At 59.7% G+C, this 17,712-nt stretch carries 15 protein-coding genes and 1 pseudogene; 4 read left to right on the top strand and 12 right to left on the bottom strand.

Annotated elements, in window-relative coordinates:
• Positions 1–29: 29 nt before the first annotated feature.
• The 7 genes from GNF76_RS18195 to GNF76_RS18165 all read right to left on the bottom strand — a co-directional run bounded on the left by GNF76_RS18195 (position 30) and on the right by GNF76_RS18165 (position 8,165).
• Positions 30–212, bottom strand: coding sequence for a hypothetical protein (locus tag GNF76_RS18195; protein WP_155584507.1), 183 nt, complete (start codon positions 210–212; stop codon positions 30–32).
• Complete coding sequence (locus GNF76_RS18190; RefSeq protein ID WP_155584506.1) at positions 209–1,312, bottom strand: PepSY-associated TM helix domain-containing protein; 1,104 nt, start codon at positions 1,310–1,312, stop codon at positions 209–211. Before GNF76_RS18190 ends, GNF76_RS18195 begins: the two co-directional genes overlap by 4 nt.
• 63 nt (positions 1,313–1,375) lie before the next feature.
• Positions 1,376–3,805 (bottom strand): TonB-dependent siderophore receptor, encoded by a 2,430-nt coding sequence (locus GNF76_RS18185; RefSeq protein WP_155584505.1) that lies wholly within the window; start codon positions 3,803–3,805, stop codon positions 1,376–1,378.
• 94 nt (positions 3,806–3,899) lie between these two features.
• Positions 3,900–4,883, bottom strand: coding sequence for a FecR domain-containing protein (locus tag GNF76_RS18180; RefSeq protein ID WP_178123399.1), 984 nt, complete (start codon positions 4,881–4,883; stop codon positions 3,900–3,902).
• Positions 4,880–5,398, bottom strand: coding sequence for an RNA polymerase sigma factor (locus GNF76_RS18175; RefSeq protein WP_155584504.1), 519 nt, complete (start codon positions 5,396–5,398; stop codon positions 4,880–4,882). Before GNF76_RS18175 ends, GNF76_RS18180 begins: the two co-directional genes overlap by 4 nt.
• A 140-nt stretch (positions 5,399–5,538) precedes the next feature.
• Complete coding sequence (locus GNF76_RS18170; protein WP_178123398.1) at positions 5,539–6,246, bottom strand: exonuclease domain-containing protein; 708 nt, start codon at positions 6,244–6,246, stop codon at positions 5,539–5,541.
• On the bottom strand, positions 6,243–8,165 hold the full coding sequence (locus GNF76_RS18165; RefSeq protein WP_321210588.1) for a putative nucleotidyltransferase substrate binding domain-containing protein: 1,923 nt from the start codon (positions 8,163–8,165) through the stop codon (positions 6,243–6,245). The genes GNF76_RS18170 and GNF76_RS18165 overlap by 4 nt, the downstream gene beginning before the upstream one ends.
• A gap of 247 nt (positions 8,166–8,412) precedes the next feature.
• On the opposite strand from GNF76_RS18165, the gene GNF76_RS18160 reads away from it, so the two are divergent.
• Positions 8,413–8,859: a response regulator gene (locus GNF76_RS18160; RefSeq protein WP_155584503.1), complete on the top strand. Its 447-nt coding sequence runs from the start codon at positions 8,413–8,415 to the stop codon at positions 8,857–8,859.
• Between the two features lie 131 nt (positions 8,860–8,990).
• Positions 8,991–9,404, top strand: a complete 414-nt coding sequence (locus GNF76_RS18155) for a hypothetical protein (RefSeq protein ID WP_155584502.1) — start codon at positions 8,991–8,993, stop codon at positions 9,402–9,404.
• 65 nt (positions 9,405–9,469) lie between these two features.
• On the opposite strand, the pseudogene GNF76_RS18150 reads toward GNF76_RS18155, so the two are convergent.
• Positions 9,470–9,699 (bottom strand): annotated as a pseudogene (locus tag GNF76_RS18150) (malate synthase G); the annotation flags it as partial.
• 121 nt (positions 9,700–9,820) lie between these two features.
• Between GNF76_RS18150 and GNF76_RS18145 the strand changes: the two are divergent.
• Entirely contained in the window at positions 9,821–10,222 is a 402-nt protein-coding gene (locus GNF76_RS18145; protein ID WP_155584501.1) for a hypothetical protein, read from the top strand.
• Positions 10,223–10,294: 72 nt separating this feature from the next.
• Here GNF76_RS18145 and GNF76_RS18140 read toward each other — a convergent pair whose 3' ends face one another.
• The gene (locus GNF76_RS18140; RefSeq protein ID WP_155584500.1) at positions 10,295–12,472 is read right to left on the bottom strand and encodes a malate synthase G; all 2,178 of its coding nucleotides are present in this window, start codon (positions 12,470–12,472) and stop codon (positions 10,295–10,297) included.
• Positions 12,473–12,906: 434 nt separating this feature from the next.
• Here GNF76_RS18140 and GNF76_RS18135 point away from each other — a divergent pair, with 434 nt between their 5' ends.
• On the top strand, positions 12,907–13,425 hold the full coding sequence (locus GNF76_RS18135; protein ID WP_155584499.1) for a glycine cleavage system transcriptional repressor: 519 nt from the start codon (positions 12,907–12,909) through the stop codon (positions 13,423–13,425).
• A 223-nt stretch (positions 13,426–13,648) separates the two neighbouring features.
• On the opposite strand, the gene rarD is transcribed toward GNF76_RS18135, so the two are convergent.
• From rarD to GNF76_RS18120, 3 genes are all read right to left on the bottom strand, one after another.
• Entirely contained in the window at positions 13,649–14,533 is an 885-nt protein-coding gene (gene rarD, locus GNF76_RS18130; protein WP_155584498.1) for an EamA family transporter RarD, read from the bottom strand.
• A gap of 117 nt (positions 14,534–14,650) precedes the next feature.
• Positions 14,651–15,625, bottom strand: a complete 975-nt coding sequence (locus GNF76_RS18125; protein ID WP_155584497.1) for a serine/threonine protein kinase — start codon at positions 15,623–15,625, stop codon at positions 14,651–14,653.
• A gap of 163 nt (positions 15,626–15,788) precedes the next feature.
• Positions 15,789–17,693: a PhoX family protein gene (locus GNF76_RS18120; RefSeq protein ID WP_155584496.1), complete on the bottom strand. Its 1,905-nt coding sequence runs from the start codon at positions 17,691–17,693 to the stop codon at positions 15,789–15,791.
• Positions 17,694–17,712: the final 19 nt, after the last annotated feature.

The raw sequence follows: 17,712 nt of genomic DNA, 5'->3' as shown, positions 1-17,712 counted from the left end.
GGGAGTCGGGCTTGCCCGCGATGGGCCCCTCAGCCGCGCCGCCTCACCAACCCCCAAACGCCAATGACGGCCGGTATCCCCAGCCCGACCCAGCTCAACGAATCCCAAAGCCCATCGCCCAACAGCGCGGCAAACAATCCCGCCGCGCTGAGCAGGCCGATCCCCAGGGGAATACCAAATACTTTCCAGAAATTCGACTGCCTCGGCCTCATGATTTAGCCGCCTTGCGCCGTACCAGCCACAGGTACACACCACTGCCCAACACGATGATGGTCAGTACATCCAGCACCGCCCAAAGGATCTTCATTGGCATGCCGCCGTAGTCACCAAAGTGCAGCGGCTGGGACATGCCCATCGCGTCCATGTACCACGGTCGTTCGGCAGTGGCGGTGACCGACAGGTTGCTGGCGTCGATCAACACGGGTGTGAGCAGGTGCGAGGTCAGGTGGGTGCTGCCCTTCATGAACACTGCGTAATGGTGCTCGCTGGAAAAGCGCGTGCCGGGGAAGGCAATAAAGTCAGGCTGCATGCCGGGGGCGGCCTTTTCGGCGATCTTCAGCAGGTCGGTGGCCGGTGCGCGCAACGTCAGCGGCGGAGCATTTTTATACGGTTCGATCATCGCGCTCAGGCTGTCCGTACGCCACGCGGCGATGATCAGGTCGGCGCACGCACTGATCACGCCGGTCACGCCCACCACCAAGGCCCAGGTCAGGGTGACCACGCCGATCAGGTTATGCAGGTCGAGCCAGCGCAGACGAGTGGATTTGTCCTGGCGCACCGTGGCGAACTTCAAGCGGCGCATGAACGGCAGGTACAGCACCGTGCCCGAGACAATCGCCAGCACAAACAGAATGCCCATGAACGCCAGCAGCAACTTGCCCGGCAGCCCGGCGAACATGTCCACATGCAGGCGCAGCAGGAACATCGTCAGCCCGCCGTTGGCCGACGGCGTTTCCACCGCTTCGCCGGTACGCGCATCGAGCATGAACGTATGGGACGAATTGGGTTCGGTGCCGGCCGTGGCGGCCATGATCGCGATCACACCGTTCTTGTCGTCCTCGTCCCAGGCCAGGTACTGCATGGCCTCGCCCGGACGATGGGCTTGGGCCTTATCCACAAGCTGTTCGAGATTGAGCTGCGGTGTATCGACCGGCATCTGCTTGAGCTCGGGTTCGTTGCCCAGCAGGTGATCGATCTCGTGGTGAAAGATCAGCGGCAGGCCGGTCAGCGCGAGCATCAGCAGGAATACGGTGCAGATGAGGCTGGTCCAGGTGTGGATGAAGGACCAGCGGCGGATGGTTTTGCTTTTCATTTCATTGCCTTCAGACACACCAAAGCCGCCCTCTTGGGGCGGCCGGGTTGTTAAATCAGCCGATTACCACTGATAGGTGGCACTGGCGACCACGCTGCGTTGATCACCGTAGTAGCAGTAGGAACCATCACAGGTGGAGATGTAGTCCTTGTTGAACAGGTTGGTGGCGTTCAACTTCAACGAGGCACCTTTGAGGCTGTTGTCCAGGCGGCCGAGGTCGTAATGCACGGCGGCATCGAACACCGTGTAGGCGTTGGCCTTGCCCAGCCAGGTGTTGCCCTGGTCACCATAGGTGTTGCCGGTGTAACGGGCACCGGCGCCAATGCCAAAACCGTCGAGCACACCGGTGTGCCAGGTGTAGTCAGTCCACAGGGAGGCTTGCTGGTTTGGCATCAGTTGCAGGCGGTTGCCTTTGAAATCGCCTTTTTGCACTTCGGATTTGGCCAGGGTGTAGGCGGCGATGACCTTGAGGTTCTCGGTCAGGTCAGACACCGCTTCCAGTTCCAGGCCTTTGACCTTTACTTCGCCGGTCTGGTTGGTGATCGAGACTCCACCGGCCCCGGTGCTGGTAGCCAGGACGTTTTTCTGGGTCAGGTCGTAGACTGCGGCACTCAGCAGCGTGTTTGAACCAGGTGGCTGGTACTTGATCCCCAGTTCCCATTGCTTGCCTTCGGTGGGTTTATACGACTCGGTAGGCGAGACGCTGGCGTTGCTCGCTGGTTGGAATGATTCGGCGTAGGAGATATACGGCACAAAGCCTGAGTCGAACACATAGCTCAGCGCTGCGTTGCCACTGAAGTTCTTGCTGCGGTCGGTGTTGGTCGCATCGTTTTTGTTGAAGTACGTGGTGCCTTGATGCACCCAGTCTTCACGACCGCCCAGCGTCACACGCCATTTGTCGAGGGCCATCTGGTCTTGCACGTAGAGACCGGTCTGCACGGTTTTCTGGTTGTAGTCGTAGTACGCACCGGAGCGCGCTGGACGAACGATCGGCTGGCCATAGATCGGGTTATAGACATTGGTTTTCAGCCCGTCACCGTAAATCGACAGGTAAGAGGTGTTGGTGCGTTGATGATCCAGGCCGATCAGCAGGGTGTGGGTGATGTCGCCGGTGGCGAAGTCGGCCTGAAAGTTGTTGTCGACCGCAAACTGACCGATGTTCTCGTCAACATTGGTCGAGGTGCGGCTGACGTTGCCCTCAGCGTCAACCGGGGAGTAGGCATATGCACCCACGGTAAGCTGTTGGAAGGCCAGTTCCGATTTGGTGTAGCGCAAATTTTGCTTGAACTGCCAGACATCGTTGAAGCGATGCTCGAAGGCGTAGCCCAGCGCGTAGTAGGTACGGTCGTAGAACTCGTAGTCAGGGTCGCCCAGGTTCTTGTGATGGGAGATATCGCCGAGCGGTGATTTGATCTTGGTGCCCTGGATCGGCAGGAACTGGCTGGTGGCGCCGGTATCGTCGCGGGTGAACTGCGAGAGCAAGGTCAGCTTGGTATCGGTATCGATGTTCCAGGTCAGGCTGGGGGCGATGTTGTAACGCTTGTTGTCGATATGATCGACCTGGGTGCCGGCATCGCGCACTACACCGCTGATGCCGTAGAGGAACTGACCCTCATCATCGATCTTGCCTGTGCTGGCGAAGTTGATCTGGCGGTAGTTGTCACTGCCGTACTGCACCTGGATGGCATTGCTCGATTCAGCGCTGGGACGCCGGCTGACCATGTCCAGCAGGCCTCCCGGTGGGGTCTGGCCGTAGACCGATGAAGCTGGGCCACGTAGCAGCGCAAGACGATCAAGGTTCCAGGTTTCTGCCTTTGGGTTGGCATACACGCCCCGAGGCAGTGGCAGGCCGTCGAGGAACTGCGTGGGTTCGAAGCCGCGCACACGCATCCAGTCGTAGCGGGTGTCGCTGCCGTAGCTGGCGGACACAATGCCAGGCATGTATTTGACGGCATCATCAAGGTTCTGGACGTTGCGGTCCTGCATCTGCTGACGCGTGGCGACGGAAATCGAGCGAGGGGCTTCGACCAGCGCGGTATCGGTTTTGGTGCCCGCAGCGGTGCGGGTCGCCAGATACCCTTCGACAGGTCCCCATGCACTTTCAAGATCACCTTGGCCCGTAATATTGGTCTCCGGCAACGACACCACACCCTCCGGAATTACCACCAGACTGAACGTCCCCGCACTGCTCTGCTCAAGCTGCAACCCAGTACCCCGCAAGGCTTCGCGCAGCGCGCCCGGGGCATCGAACTGGCCCTTGACCGGCGCCGAGGTTTTACCCGAGGCCAGCGCTGGATTCAGCGTCAGCGCCAATCCCGCCTGGCTCGCAATCTGGTTCAAAGTGCTGGCCAACGGTGCCGCCGGCAAGTTGTAGGCGCGTACGCTGGACGCTTGTTCGGCGGCGATCAGCTGGGTGCTGGCCAGCGGAGCGCTAAGGGCAATGGCCACGGCCAACAGGCTGGGGCGCAACAAGGTGTCTAGCGAGCGGGACATGGGGCGGCTCCTGAATGGAAATATTTCTCAATTGCCTATGTGCCGAGCGAGATTCAAAAAGTGATAGGGCCAGATGAAAATAATTTCGATTTGGCTATTTCGAGAGTGTTGGAGCCTTTGCCACCACGCTCACCCACCATGGCGTGCGCTGTTCGATCTGCACCGGCAAGGTCGGTAACAGCGCATTCAACGCCAGGTCGGTGTCGTGCAGCGGGAAGCTGCCGGTGATCCTCAGGTCGGCTACCTGTTTGTCCACGCCCAAGTGGCCTTTGCGATAGCGCCCCAATTCTTCGATCACATCCCCCAGCCGGCCGTTGTCCACCACCAGCATGCCGCGAGTCCAGGCATCGCTACCGGGGGTGACGGCCAGCATCGGGCCAAGGCCGTCGCTGCGCATCAGTACTTGCTGGCCTTCCTTGAAGATTTGTTCCTGGTGCAGGGCCTGCGGCTGGGCGGCGACGGCAGATTGCAACACGCTGAGCCGCGTGCCGTCGTCCTCGCGCTTGACGATGAACCGCGTGCCCAATGCCCGCAGGCTGCCTTCGCGGGTTTCGACGAAAAACGGGCGAGCATCGTTGTGGCCGGTTTCGACGAGGATTTCGCCTTCCTGCAATACGATCAGCCGACGCTTTTCGTCAAAGCGCACGTCGATGGCGCTGTGGGTGTTGAGGTTGATCACCGTGCCGTCTGCCAGTTTCAGTGTGCGTTGCTCGCCGGTTGCGGTGCGTTGGTCGGCCAGCCAATAGTTGATCGGCACGTAGCGTTGGCCGGCGAACAACACCAGGCCGACCACCAACACCATGCTGGCCAGGCCGCTGCCGAGCTTGCGCATGCGCCGGCGAATGCCTTCGCGCGACTGCAACAACGCGGTACGTGCCGGGCCTGAGGCGACACTGAAGCGCTGGTCGAGCATGCCCAACTGACGCCAGGCGCGGGCGTGCTCCTCATCACTGGCCAGCCATTTGGTGAATTCTTCGCGCGCCACGGCGTTGCCGTCACCTGAATCCAGGGACAGTTGCCACGCAATGGCTGCATCCAGAACGCGCGCCGACACCGGTTTGGAACTGACCTGACTCACAGCGGCTCGCCATACAGTGCGATGTAGCACTGGCGAATCCCCTGGGCCAGGTACTGCCGCACCCGAGGCACGGACACACCCAGGCGCTGGGCGATTTCGGCATGGCCCAGGCCATCGAGGCGGTTATAGAGGAAGGCGGCGCGGGCCTTGCTGGAGAGTTTGCCCAGCAGGCGGTCGATGGCCTTGAGGTCTTCGAGGATCAGTTGCTGTTCTTCCGGGGACGGTTGCTCGCTTTCCGGGATCAGCATCAGCTCGGTGAGGTAGGCCTGTTCCAGGGCTGCGCGGCGAAAATAGTCGAACAGCAGGCCCTTGGCGATGGCCACGAGGAACGCCCGCGGTTCGCGAGGTTCGCGCAATTCTTCACGGCCCAGCAGGCGCATGAAGGTGTCCTGGCTCAGGTCTTCGGCCCGGCTGGGGCAGGCCACGTTGCGTCGCAGCCACGCCAACAGCCAGCCACGATGGTCGCGGTACAACGCGCCAACAAGCTCACTGTGGGGACTTTGGGCTGACGACAAGGCATCACCGATCGAGAAGTTTAAACTAACGAGAATTATTCGCGATTGTGTCAGAGGCGGGGAGTGGTGGCAATTGGCGTTGGTCGGGTAAGGATGACATGTAGCCGCTGGCGCAGCCTGCGGCTACAGAGGAGTGGAGGTCAGAATGAGGGGGCTTGCTTGCGACGCTTCCATTGGCTCAACCGCTGCTGCAACGCCAACGGACTGTCCAATTGCTGCTGCCGTGCCCGACTGAACAAAATCAACATCAACTCCGCCGTCGCCAGCGCATCGGCACTGGCGTGATGACGCTCTCCTACTTGCAGCTTGAAATACTCGATCCAGTCATCCAGCCCAGCTTCACGAATAGTGGCCTCGGGGCACAGCAGCGGAGCGATGTCAGCCACATCGAGAAACGGGTGGGACAGGCGATAACCCAGACTGTCCTTGAGTGCCCGCCCCAGCATGTGCTGATCGAATGGCGCATGAAACGCCAGCAGTGGGCTGTCACCGACAAACTCCATGAAATCCATCAGCGCTTGCGCAGGGTCGCAACCGGCGGCGATGGCGCTGGGCCCCAGGCCGTGGATCAACACGCTGGGGTTGAGCTTGGTCTCGGCTCGATGCAGGGTGCGCTCGAACAGTTGAGAGAAGTCGACGGCGCCGTCCTCGATTACCACGGCGCCGATGGACAGCACCTGGTCACGGTTAAGGTTCAGGCCGCTGGTTTCCAGGTCAACCACCACCCAACGCTGGTCCCGCAGCGAGCATTCGCCCAGTTCCCGTGGCGGGGGCAATTGCTCGACACGCTGTTGTTGTGCCAAGTCCAGGCCGGGCTTGGGCTTGCGCAGCCAACTGAACAGACTCACAGCTGATACCGAAAGGTCAGGCTGCTTTGCAGGCGTTGAGCCTGACGCAGGGATTCACGCAGGATGCGCCGGTCCAGGTGATTGAGGCTGTCGGGGTCGACGCGGTTGGAGTAGGGCTGATTCTCGCGGGTTTGCAGTTGGTGCTGCTGCATGCGGGTTTGCTGGATAAAGTGATAGGCCTCTTCATAGGCCGCGCCGTCCAGTCGCTCGATGACCTCCTTGGCCACCAGTTGGCGCAAGCGCTCCAGGGTGTTGTTGGCGCTGATGCCGTTGGCCAGCGCCAACAGACGGGCGCCGTCAACGAAGGGCGTGAGGCCCTGGACCTTGAGGTCGAGGGTGGCTTTTTCCGAGCCTTTGCGTGCCAGCACAAAATCGCGGAAGCGCCCTACCGGCGGGCGCTGGCGCAAAGCGTTCTCGGCCATCATGCGCTGGAACACACGGTTGTCCGCCACCTGGTCGAGAATCCCGTGGCGCAATTGTTCGCATCCTTGCTCATCGCCCCAGACCACGCGCAAATCGAAGTAGATGCTTGAGCCCAGCAAGTTCTGCGGGGTTGCCTCGCGAATAAACCCGGCAAACCGCCGTGCCCATTCAGCGCGGGACAGGCACAGATCCGGGTTGCCAGCCATGATGTTGCCTTTGCACAGGGTAAAGCCGCACAACGCCAGGCTCTGGTTGATGTGCTGCGCCAACGGCAACAGGTGGGCGCGAATCTCGGCGGCTTCGGCAGCATCTTTGGCCTCGAACAGGATGCCGTTGTCCTGGTCGGTGTACAGCGTCTGCTCGCGACGGCCTTCGCTGCCGAAACACAGCCAACTGAACGGCACGCCGGGGTCGCCCTTGTCCGCCAGGGTCAGCTCGATGACGCGGCACACCGTGTGATCGTTGAGCAGGGTGATGATGTGGGTGATCTGGGTCGACGATGCACCGTGGGCCAGCATGCGCTCCACCAGTTGGCCGATTTCGCCACGGATTGCCACCAGGTTTTCCACCCGTGGGGCGTTGCGAATGGTCCGGGCCAGGTGCACCAGGTCCACCCGTTGCAGGGAAAACAGGTCGCGCTCGGAGACCACGCCACACAGGCGCTGGTCCTTGACCAGGCAGACGTGGGCGATATGCCGCTCGGTCATGGCAATCGCCGCATCGAACGCGCTGTGATCCGGCGTCAGGGAGAAGGGCGCCAGGGTCATATGGTGCTCGATGCTCTGGTTGAAATCACGGGTGCCGTCGGCCACTACCTGACGCAGGTCCCGCAGAGTGAAAATCCCCAAGGGTGCCTTGTGTTCGTCCACCACCACGATGCTGCCCACTTGCTGCTCATGCATCAGCGTCACGGCTTCGCGCAGAGGTGTCAGCGGGCTGCAGGTCACTGGGTGCCGCATGGCCAGATCGCCCAGGCGGGAGTTCAGTGAATACTGGGTGCCAAGGGTTTCCACCGCCTTTTGCTGGACTTGCTGGTTGACCTGATCCAACAGGCTGCTGACCCCGCGCAGGGCGAAGTCACGGAACGGGCTGGAGAGCGCAAACAGCTTGATAAAGGCCGGCTTGTTCAATTGCAGACAGAAAGTGTCTTCGGCGGCCTTGTGCTCGGTGCGGGTCGCCCGCTCCCCTAGCAGCGCGGCCAGTGGGAAACATTCACCGGTGGTGATTTCGAAGGTGGTCTCGGCTGAGTCCGCTCGCTCGCCGACCACGCGCCCCTGTTTGACGATGTAGAAGTGTTCCACCGGCCCACCCGACGGTTTGAGAATGCTCTCGCCGGGGCTGTAGAAGCGCAATTGGCACTGTTCAACCAGAAACGCCAGGTGGGCATTTTCCATTTGGTTGAACGGCGGGAAGCGTTGCAGGAATTGCAGGGTGCCGTGGATGTTCTGCAGCACTGCGGTTTTTCCCGCTTGTGCGAAAGCATCAGCTTTACTCATAACCATGACCGCAGTGTTTTTGTCGTTATCGTCCTGCATGGTCGACTCCCGCGCGACGGGTGCCCATTGGACGTAAGTCTAGGTAGCGATTACGCCATTCACGACTAGGGAAAAACCTTACATGAATATCGTCCAAACCCCGTAGAACGCCCACTAGGCAAACTTTCCGACGAAGTGCACATTGAGCGCCCTTCTGGTGATGTCTGACGAGTGTGCTGGGAGATTGACTGGAACTGCCGAGAAACGTATGTCCGACCACGATATTTTGAGTGATGCCGAACGTGAGGCCCTGAGTGCCGTCATGCAGGAGCCTGATTTACCGCCACAACGTGTTTTGATCGTGGACGACGATAAGGACGCACGCGAACTATTGGCGGAGATTCTTGGTTTGGACGGAATTCGTTGCATGACTGCCGACAGTGGCGAGGCGGCGTGGGATTTGTTGAAGTCCACCAGTTCCATCGGTTTGCTGATCACCGACTTGCGCATGGCCCCCAGCAACGGGCTGCAATTGATACGCCAGGTACGCGAATCCACCCGTGCGGCGTTGCCGATCATCATTATGTCCGGGGATGCGGAGGCGCCCGACGTCATCGACGCCATGCACCTGAGCGTGGTGGACTTTCTGCTCAAGCCGATTGATAGCGTGAAGCTGGCGAAGATGGTGAAGCGGGAGTTGGGGATGGCGCCGTAGGCGGACCGTTGGTCGCTTTCTTTTCGGAACTGTCAATTCTGACAGTAGGCGTAAAGGCGTGAAACTTGTGTACTGGTTCGGAGAGTTCTGGCCTATAGGCAGGGCTCTTATAACCCCTACAGGAGTTCATCATGGACACTGAAAAAACGGTTGACCAAGCAGATAGTGGAGTCGCTCATATTCTGTTTCTTAAGAACGGGAAGGCTCACTTTGTAGAATCTACTAATGTTTCAGCTAGTTTGAGACATTTTGCGGTATATACCGCCGACGCCGGGTCGGTGACGGCTGAGTACGGACAAACACTGTTCCCGCGGGCTGAGCCCTATGTTTTCGATCTTCCAGGCGCCCCCTATAACATCGACTATAGAGATGAAGAGGGTGTTTACTTTATAAGGCCGCTGTCCGGGCAGATTATTGTCCATTCCGAAAACGCGGGCCCTCCGAATACTTACATCAATAAGATTGCGTTCATAAATATAAGGTTTGAGAGTGAAGGGCGGGAAATCACGATTAACGGTACCGGCAAGGCTACTTTCATTTTTTAATGAGTTCCTCCTCAGTACGCAAAAAGCTCTGATCTCACGACCAGGGCTTTTTTCTTTTCGTTTACTTACAGACCATTCCTGGCCTTGAACTCCCGACGCCGACGATGTAACACCGGCTCGGTGTACCCATTCGGTTGCTTGGTCCCTTCAATCACCAACTCCACCGTCGCTTGAAACGCGATGTTGCTTCGAAATCCGGAGCCAGCGGACGGTAAAGCGCATCACCGGCATTCTGCCGATCCACCACTGGCGTCATGCGCCTTTGACGCAACCAGTTGGCGATCCTACCGCTGGTCTGGAACTCAAGCGACCTGTTAATTCTGACAGTATCCAGATTTCGATCATTGATTGTTTAATCGTTGCGAGAGTGCTGGTCTGGGACCCGCGCCTCTAAACGAAGCGAACAGGAGTTCATCATGAGTACTGGAAAAACAATCATCGGCAAAGAGCAGGCTGAAAAGTATCATGCCACAGGGACATCCGATATCAGCATTTTTGTAAATGGAAGAACACATTCTTTTGTTGCGACGAGGTTCTCTGCAAGCCGGGCTTTTGTTGAGATGGAGTCGCACGATGAAAGTATCTTCATCGATTATGGTGGCGACCTGGGGCCTGGTGAACACGAGTTGACGGCCAAGGATCTGCATGTGATTTATCGCGATCCTCCTGGTCACACTTTCAATCGTGTAACAGATGGAACGTTAAAAGTAGTTGTTGTAGGGAATACCTTTAAAGCTACGCTTCAGAACCTAAGGTTGTTAGAGCTGGATGGTGAGACGACTGCCCGGCTCAGTGGGACGTATACAATTAATCTTTAATTCTTTAATTCCCTTACGCAATAACAAAGCCCTGATCATTTGATCAGGGCTTTGTTGTTTTTCAGCGTTTACTCACAGACCATTCCTGGCCTTGAACTCCCGACGCCGACGATGCAACACCGGCTCGGTGTACCCATTCGGCTGCTTGGTTCCTTCAATCACTAACTCCACCGCCGCCTGAAACGCGATGTTGCTGTCGAAATCCGGAGCCAGCGGACGGTACAGGGCGTCACCGGCGTTTTGCCGATCCACCACAGGCGCCATGCGCTTGAGGCTTTCCAGCACCTGGGCTTCATTGACGATGCCGTGGCGCAACCAGTTGGCGATCAACTGGCTGGAGATTCGCAGGGTGGCACGGTCTTCCATCAGGCCGACGTCGTTGATGTCCGGTACTTTCGAACAACCCACGCCCTGGTCGATCCAGCGCACCACGTAGCCGAGGATGCCCTGGGCGTTGTTGTCCAGTTCGTTGCGGATTTCTTCGTCGGACCAATCGGTGTTTTTGGCCAGAGGAATGGTCAGGATGTCGTCCACCGAAGCGCGCTCGCGCTTGGCCAACTCGGCCTGGCGGGCGAACACGTCGACCTTGTGGTAATGCAACGCGTGCAGCGCCGCAGCGGTCGGCGATGGGACCCAAGCGGTGTTGGCGCCAGCCAGCGGGTGAGCAATCTTCTGCTCCAGCATCGCGGCCATCAGGTCGGGCATGGCCCACATGCCTTTACCGATCTGTGCGCGACCTTGCAGGCCGGTGCTCAAACCGATATCAACGTTCCAGTTCTCGTAGGCGCCGATCCATTTTTCTGCCTTCATCGCCGCCTTGCGCACCATCGCGCCTGCTTCCATGGAGGTGTGGATTTCATCGCCGGTACGGTCGAGGAAGCCGGTGTTGATGAACACCACGCGCTCGCTGGCCGCCTGGATGCAGGCCTTGAGGTTGACCGTGGTGCGGCGCTCTTCGTCCATGATCCCGACCTTGAGCGTATTGCGCGGCAGGCTCAGTACTTCTTCAATACGGCCGAACAGTTCGTTGGTGAACGCGGCTTCTTCCGGGCCGTGCATCTTCGGTTTAACGATATAGACCGAACCGGTGCGGCTGTTCTTGCGGCTGTTGTTGCCGTTGAGGCTGTGGATCGCTGCGAGGCTGGTCAGCAGGCCGTCGAGGATGCCTTCCGGCACTTCGTTACCATCTTTGTCGAGGATCGCGTCGATGGTCATCAGGTGACCAACGTTGCGCACGAACAACAGCGAACGGCCGTGCAGGGTGACGTCCTTGCCATCGACACCGCTGTAGGTGCGGTCGGCGTTCATGGTCCGGGTGAAGGTCTTGCCACCCTTGGCCACGTCTTCGGCCAGGTTGCCTTTCATCAGGCCGAGCCAGTTGCGGTAGATCACCACTTTGTCATCGGCATCGACGGCGGCGACGGAGTCTTCGCAGTCCATGATGGTGGTCAGTGCGGCTTCCATCAGGATGTCTTTGACGCCGGCGGCGTCGGTCTGGCCGACCGGGGTGCTGGCGTCGATCTGGATTTCGAAATGCAGGCCGTGGTTCTTCAGCAAAATGGCGGTTGGCTTGGCGGCGTCGCCCAGGAAGCCGATCAACTGGGCATCGTTGCGCAGGCCGCTGTTGCTGCCCCCCTTGAGGCTGACAACCAGTTTGCCGTCGACGATTTTATAGGCAGTGGAGTCAACGTGGCTGCCGGCCGTCAGCGGTGCAGCTTCATCGAGGAAAGCGCGGGCGAAGGCGATGACCTTGTCGCCACGGACCTTGTTGTAGCCCTGGCCTTTCTCGGCGCCATTGGCGTCGCTGATGGCATCGGTACCGTACAGCGCGTCATACAGCGAGCCCCAGCGCGCATTGGAGGCGTTGAGGGCGAAACGCGCGTTCATCACCGGCACGACCAGCTGCGGGCCGGCCATGCGGGCAATTTCGTCATCGACGTTTTGAGTCGTGGCCTGGAAATCGGCGGCTTCTGGCAGCAGGTATCCAATGTCTTGCAGGAAGGCCTTATAGGCCACCGGATCATGCGCCTGGCCGGAGTGGGTCTGGTGCCAGGTGTCGATCCGCGCCTGGAAATCGTCGCGTTTGGCGAGTAGGGCTTTGTTCTTCGGCGCCAGGTCGTGGATGACCTTGTCGGCACCGGCCCAGAACTGGTCGGCGGTGAGGCCGGTACCGGGAATGGCTTCGTTGTTCACGAAGTCGAACAGGACTTTGGCGACCTGCAGGCCACCGACTTGAACGTGTTCAGTCATTGCTTGCCTCACTCTGCGGAGCTTAATTCGCTTTTCAGCTTTCCCAATTTACCAATGAAGCCTCTGACCATTTAAACCACAAACCCTGGGCACCAGTACATGCCATAGATGGCGGCTGGGTGGTTCCGATCAACGGCACAGGCCTTGCTGACGGGGTGTTTGAGGTTACTACGGCGTCTTGGCAGACATCGACCTAACGTTATGTAGTGCGCGCTGCGGCATACTACATGATGAGTTGCGGTTGTGAAAATTAGACTAAATACGTCGTTTAGCGACCCACTTTGGCTGTCCGGTCACAGTGGGGTATTGGATGTTCTCAAAAAACTATTGGATTGTTCCAGATAAATATAAAAATGGTACACGATTTGTTTTAAAGGTCAGCCGTTGGCAGGGGCCTATACTCGCTGATCAACCACAAAAAGAGGGCTGACACCATGGACCATCTCGTACTCACCGTCATCGCTGCGGACAAACCGGGCGTGGTCGAACGCATCGCTCAATGCATTGCCTCCTTTGGTGGCAACTGGTTGGAAAGTCGGATGGCCCACATGGCGGGGCAGTTTGCGGGGATCTTGCGCGTGAGCGTGCCCGTTGAAAATCGTAAGGAACTGATCGCGGCGCTGGAGGATTTATCGACCCATGGCATTCGCGTCCTGCTGGGCGAAAGCAGTGCCGCCGCGGGCAGTGAGTGGCAACCCATTGCCATGGAGCTGGTGGGCAATGATCGTCCGGGGATTGTCCGCGATATCACGGCGCTGCTAAGCAAGCAGGGCGTCAACCTGGAACGCTTGATTACCGATGTCCGTCCGGCCCCGATGAGCAGCGACCTGTTGTTCCACGCAGAAGCCTTGCTGGCGGTGCCGCTGACCTTGCCGCTGGAAACCTTGCAGGCGTCCCTGGAAACCCTGGCAGATGACTTGATGGTGGAGTTGGAGCTGCGCAGCGAGGAGTAACGGTCCACAGAGGTTATGCATGGAAATCTTGCATGGGCCTGTGGATAACCTGTAGAGACCTGGCGCCAGGCCACGCCGGCCGTGGCTTTGCTTCGGTTGAGTAAAAAACGAGCAGTTTCAAGGGCTTGTGCACAAACGCCGGGGACCAGCCTGTGGATAACCTTGGGGTGGATGCCTGCAAGCCACGCGGGCTATGGCTTGCAGGTGTTTGTACGTTATTTGATCAGCGTTTGCGTATCGTCAGCCAGGCGTCGATGCTGTAGACCACCAGGCCGGCCCAGATAAACAGGAAGGCGATCAGCGTACTCGGCGCCAGGTGTTCATTGAACAGCAGCACCGCTTCCAACAGCACCAGAGTCGGCGCCACGTATTGCAGGAAGCCCAGGGCGGTGTAGGGCAAATGCCGGGCGGCGGCGTTGAAACACACCAGCGGGATCAGCGTCACCGGGCCTGCGGCGACCAGCCACCAGGCTTCGGACGTGCCCCAGAACTCCATTTGCGCACTGTGGGCTGTCGGGTTGAACAATAACCAGGCGACGGCAATGGGTACCAGCATCCAGGTTTCCACCACCAGCCCTGGCAACGCCTTGACCGGTGCCTGCTTGCGGATCAAGCCGTAGAAGCCAAAGGTCAACGCCAACACCAGTGATACCCACGGCAGGCTGCCCACCTGCCATACCTGTTGCGCGACACCCAAGGCGGCCAGCACAACGGCCAGCCATTGCAGACGGCGCAGGCGCTCGCCCAGGATCACCATGCCCAGCAGCACATTGACCAGCGGGTTGATGTAGTACCCCAGGCTCGCTTCGAGCATGCGCCCGTCGTTCACCGCCCACACATAGGTCAGCCAGTTGGCCGCGATCAAGGTACCGCTCAGCGCCAGAATCGCCAGGCGCTTTGGGTTGTCCCGCAGTTCACGGAACCACCCCGGGTGTTTCCAGACCATCAGCAGCAAACCGCCGAACAGCGCCGACCACAGCACGCGATGGACAATGATTTCTGCGGCGGGGACGCTGGCAATGGCTTTGAAGTAGATGGGGAACAGGCCCCAGATGATGTAGGCGCTCAGGCCCAATATGTACCCGCGGCGGGGGTTGGCGGCTTGCATGCAAAATCCTTGCTTAGGCAGCTAACAAAGCCGCGATTGTAAGGATATTTGTCAGGAAAGAGGCACGCATTTTTGTTGATTGTTCCCACGCGGAGCGTAGGAACGAGCGAGCCACAATCAGAAAAGCTTCAGTGGTTCTTCATTCAGCGCCGACAACTGCTCGCGCAACGCCAGTACCTGATCGCCCCAATACCGCTCGCTGCCGAACCACGGGAAGCTGTGGGGGAACGCCGGGTCATCCCAGCGCCGGGCCAGCCAGGCACTGTAATGCATCAGGCGCAAGGCGCGCAGGGGTTCGATCAGTGCCAGTTCGCGCGGGTCGAAGTCGTGGAATTCCTGATAACCGTCCATCAACTCCGACAACTGCCCCAGGCATTCCTGACGATCGCCGGCGAGCATCATCCACAGGTCCTGCACCGCCGGGCCCATGCGGCAGTCGTCGAGGTCGACGATGTGGAACATCTCATCACGGCACATCATGTTGCCGGGGTGGCAGTCGCCGTGCATGCGGATGTTCTTGTGGGGTGTGGTCTTGTAGACCTCTTCCACGCGCTTGAGCAGGTCGCGGGCCACGGACTCGTAGGCCGGCAGCAGGCTCTTGGGGATGAAGTTACCTTCCAGCAAAGTGTTCAGAGAGTCGTGGCCGAAGTTCTTCACGCCCAGCGCTTCGCGGTGTTCGAAAGGCCGTGTGGAGCCGACCGCGTGCAAGCGGCCCAGCAGTTGCCCAAGGCGATACAGTTGATCGAGATTGCCCGGCTCTGGGGCACGGCCGCCACGGCGGGGGAACAGGGTGAAGCGGAAACCGGCGTGTTCGAACAGGCTTTCACCGTTGTGAATCATCGGTGCTACCACCGGAACGTCGCATTCGGCCAGTTCGAAGGTGAAGCGGTGTTCTTCCAGGATTGCGTCATTGGTCCAGCGCTGGGGCCGGTAGAACTTGGCAATCAACGGCTCGGAGTCTTCGATGCCAACCTGGTAGACACGGTTTTCGTAGCTGTTGAGCGCGAGCACGCGGGCGTCACTGAGAAAACCGATGCTCTCGACAGCGTCGAGCACGAGGTCTGGGGTAAGTGTTTCAAACGGGTGAGCCATGCGAACTCCTGCGCGCAGCAGGGCGCCGCGTCCGGCCCGGTATGGTAACGCACACGGCTGTAGATAGGTGGTGACTGTTCGTCCGCCATCGCGGGCAAGCCCGGCTCCCACCGAGGTACTCGATCAACTGTGGGAGCCGGGCTTGCCCGCGATGAGGGGGGTATCAGGCGCCGACGATCCCGCCATCTTCCCGTCGAATCACCATCACCGACGACCGTGGCTTGCCATTGGGCAAATGCTCAGGCCAGGTCGAACCACCGGTTTCCCCCGGATGCTGAATCCCTACGAACAGGGTTTTCTGGTCAGGCGAGAAACTGATCCCCGTCACCTCGCACGACACCGGCCCCACCATGAACCGGCGAATCTCACCCGTGTTCGGGTCGGCGCAGAGCATCTGGTTATTGCCCATGCCGGCAAAATCACCCTTGTTGCTGTAGTCGCCATCGGTAAGGATCCACAACCGCCCGGCCTTGTCGAAGCCCAGGCCATCGGGGCTGTTGAACATGTTCTGCGGGTTGATGTTGGATGAGCCAGCCTTCGGCGTCCCAGCGTGCACGCCCGGGTTGCCGGCCACCACAAACAGGTCCCAGGAGAAGTCCATGGCGCCATGGTCATCGGCGTTGGCCTTCCAGCGCAGGATCTGGCCGTAGACGTTTTTCTCCCGTGGGTTCGGCCCGCCCACCGGTTGGCCTTCTTCGCCGCGCTTGGCGTTGTTGGTCAGGGTGCAATAGACCTGGCCGTCGGCGGGACTGACCACGATCCATTCCGGACGGTCCATGCGTGTGGCCTTCACCACGCTGGCGGCCAGGCGAGCATGGATCAGTACTTCGGCCTGGCTGGCAAAACCGCTGTTGGCATCAATACCGTTTTTGCCGAAGGTCAGCTCAACCCACTGGCCCTTGCCTTTGGGGTGATCGGCATTGCCGTCGCCCGCATCGAAGATCGCCACGTACAAGGTGCCGTGGTCCAGCAGGTCTTTATTGGCCTTGGGGTGCTTGTGATTGATCTTGTCGCGGCTGATGAACTTGTAGATGAACTCACCGCGTTCATCGTCGCCCATGTACACCACGGCACGGCCGTCGCGGGTTTCGGCGAGGGCGGCGTTTTCGTGTTTGAAGCGGCCCAGAGCGGTGCGTTTTACCGGGGTGGATTGCGGGTCGAACGGATCGATTTCCACCACCCAGCCATGGCGGTTGAGTTCATTCGGGTTCTTGGCCATGTCGAAGCGCGGGTCGTGGGGGTGCCAGTTGATCTCCCGGCTGGCCGCCGCCACGCCGTAACGTTTTTGCCCGGCGTCGAAGGTCTGCTGCGGGTTGCTGCTGCCGAAGCAGTCGGTGAAGTTTTCTTCGCAGGTCAGGTAAGTGCCCCACGGCGTCTTGCCGTTGGCGCAGTTCTGGAAGGTGCCCAGGACTTTTTTGCCGCTCTTGTCGGCACGGGTTTTCAGCCAGGCATGACCGGCCGCCGGACCACTCAGGCGCAGCGGCGAGTTGCCGTGGATGCGCCGGTTGTAGCGCGAGTCCTGGACGAACTGCCAACTGTCGCCCTGGCGTTTGATTTCGATCACCGACACACCTTCACTGGCCAGGGCCTTGCGCACGTCTTCGGCCGATTGCGGCGCGCCGCCGTGGGCGAACAGGTAGCGGTAGTTGGTGTATTCGTTGTTGATCGCCATCAGCGCCCGGTTGTTGTCGCCGGGGAACGGGAACAGGCTCATGCCATCGTTGTTATCGCCGAACTGCTGTTCCTGGGCCTTGGCCGTACCGTTGCCGCTGGGATCGAAAGCCGGCGCGTTCTTGTGCAGGGGCTGGCCCCAACTGATCAGCACCGATGAGGTATAACCCGGCGGCAGGGTGATGGTGTCGCTGGTGGCCGCGGCGATGCTGGTAAAGCCCAGCAACGGACTGCCGGACGCGGCGCTGACACCGGCGGCGAGGGCGCTGCGGGTCAGCAGGTTACCGCCGAGGAACATCGCGGCACCGCACAGGGCACCGGCGCCGATAAAGCGACGGCGGCTGAGGCCGACCATCTGTTCGAGGTCGGTGGCTTGGTTTTCTTCTAATAGGCTCATATCAGGCTCCCTGCGGGTT

Source organism: Pseudomonas spelaei, from assembly GCF_009724245.1.
GTDB lineage: Bacteria > Pseudomonadota > Gammaproteobacteria > Pseudomonadales > Pseudomonadaceae > Aquipseudomonas > Aquipseudomonas spelaei.
Note: the sequence above shows the minus strand (reverse complement) of the source record. Positions and strands in the feature narration are given on the sequence as shown.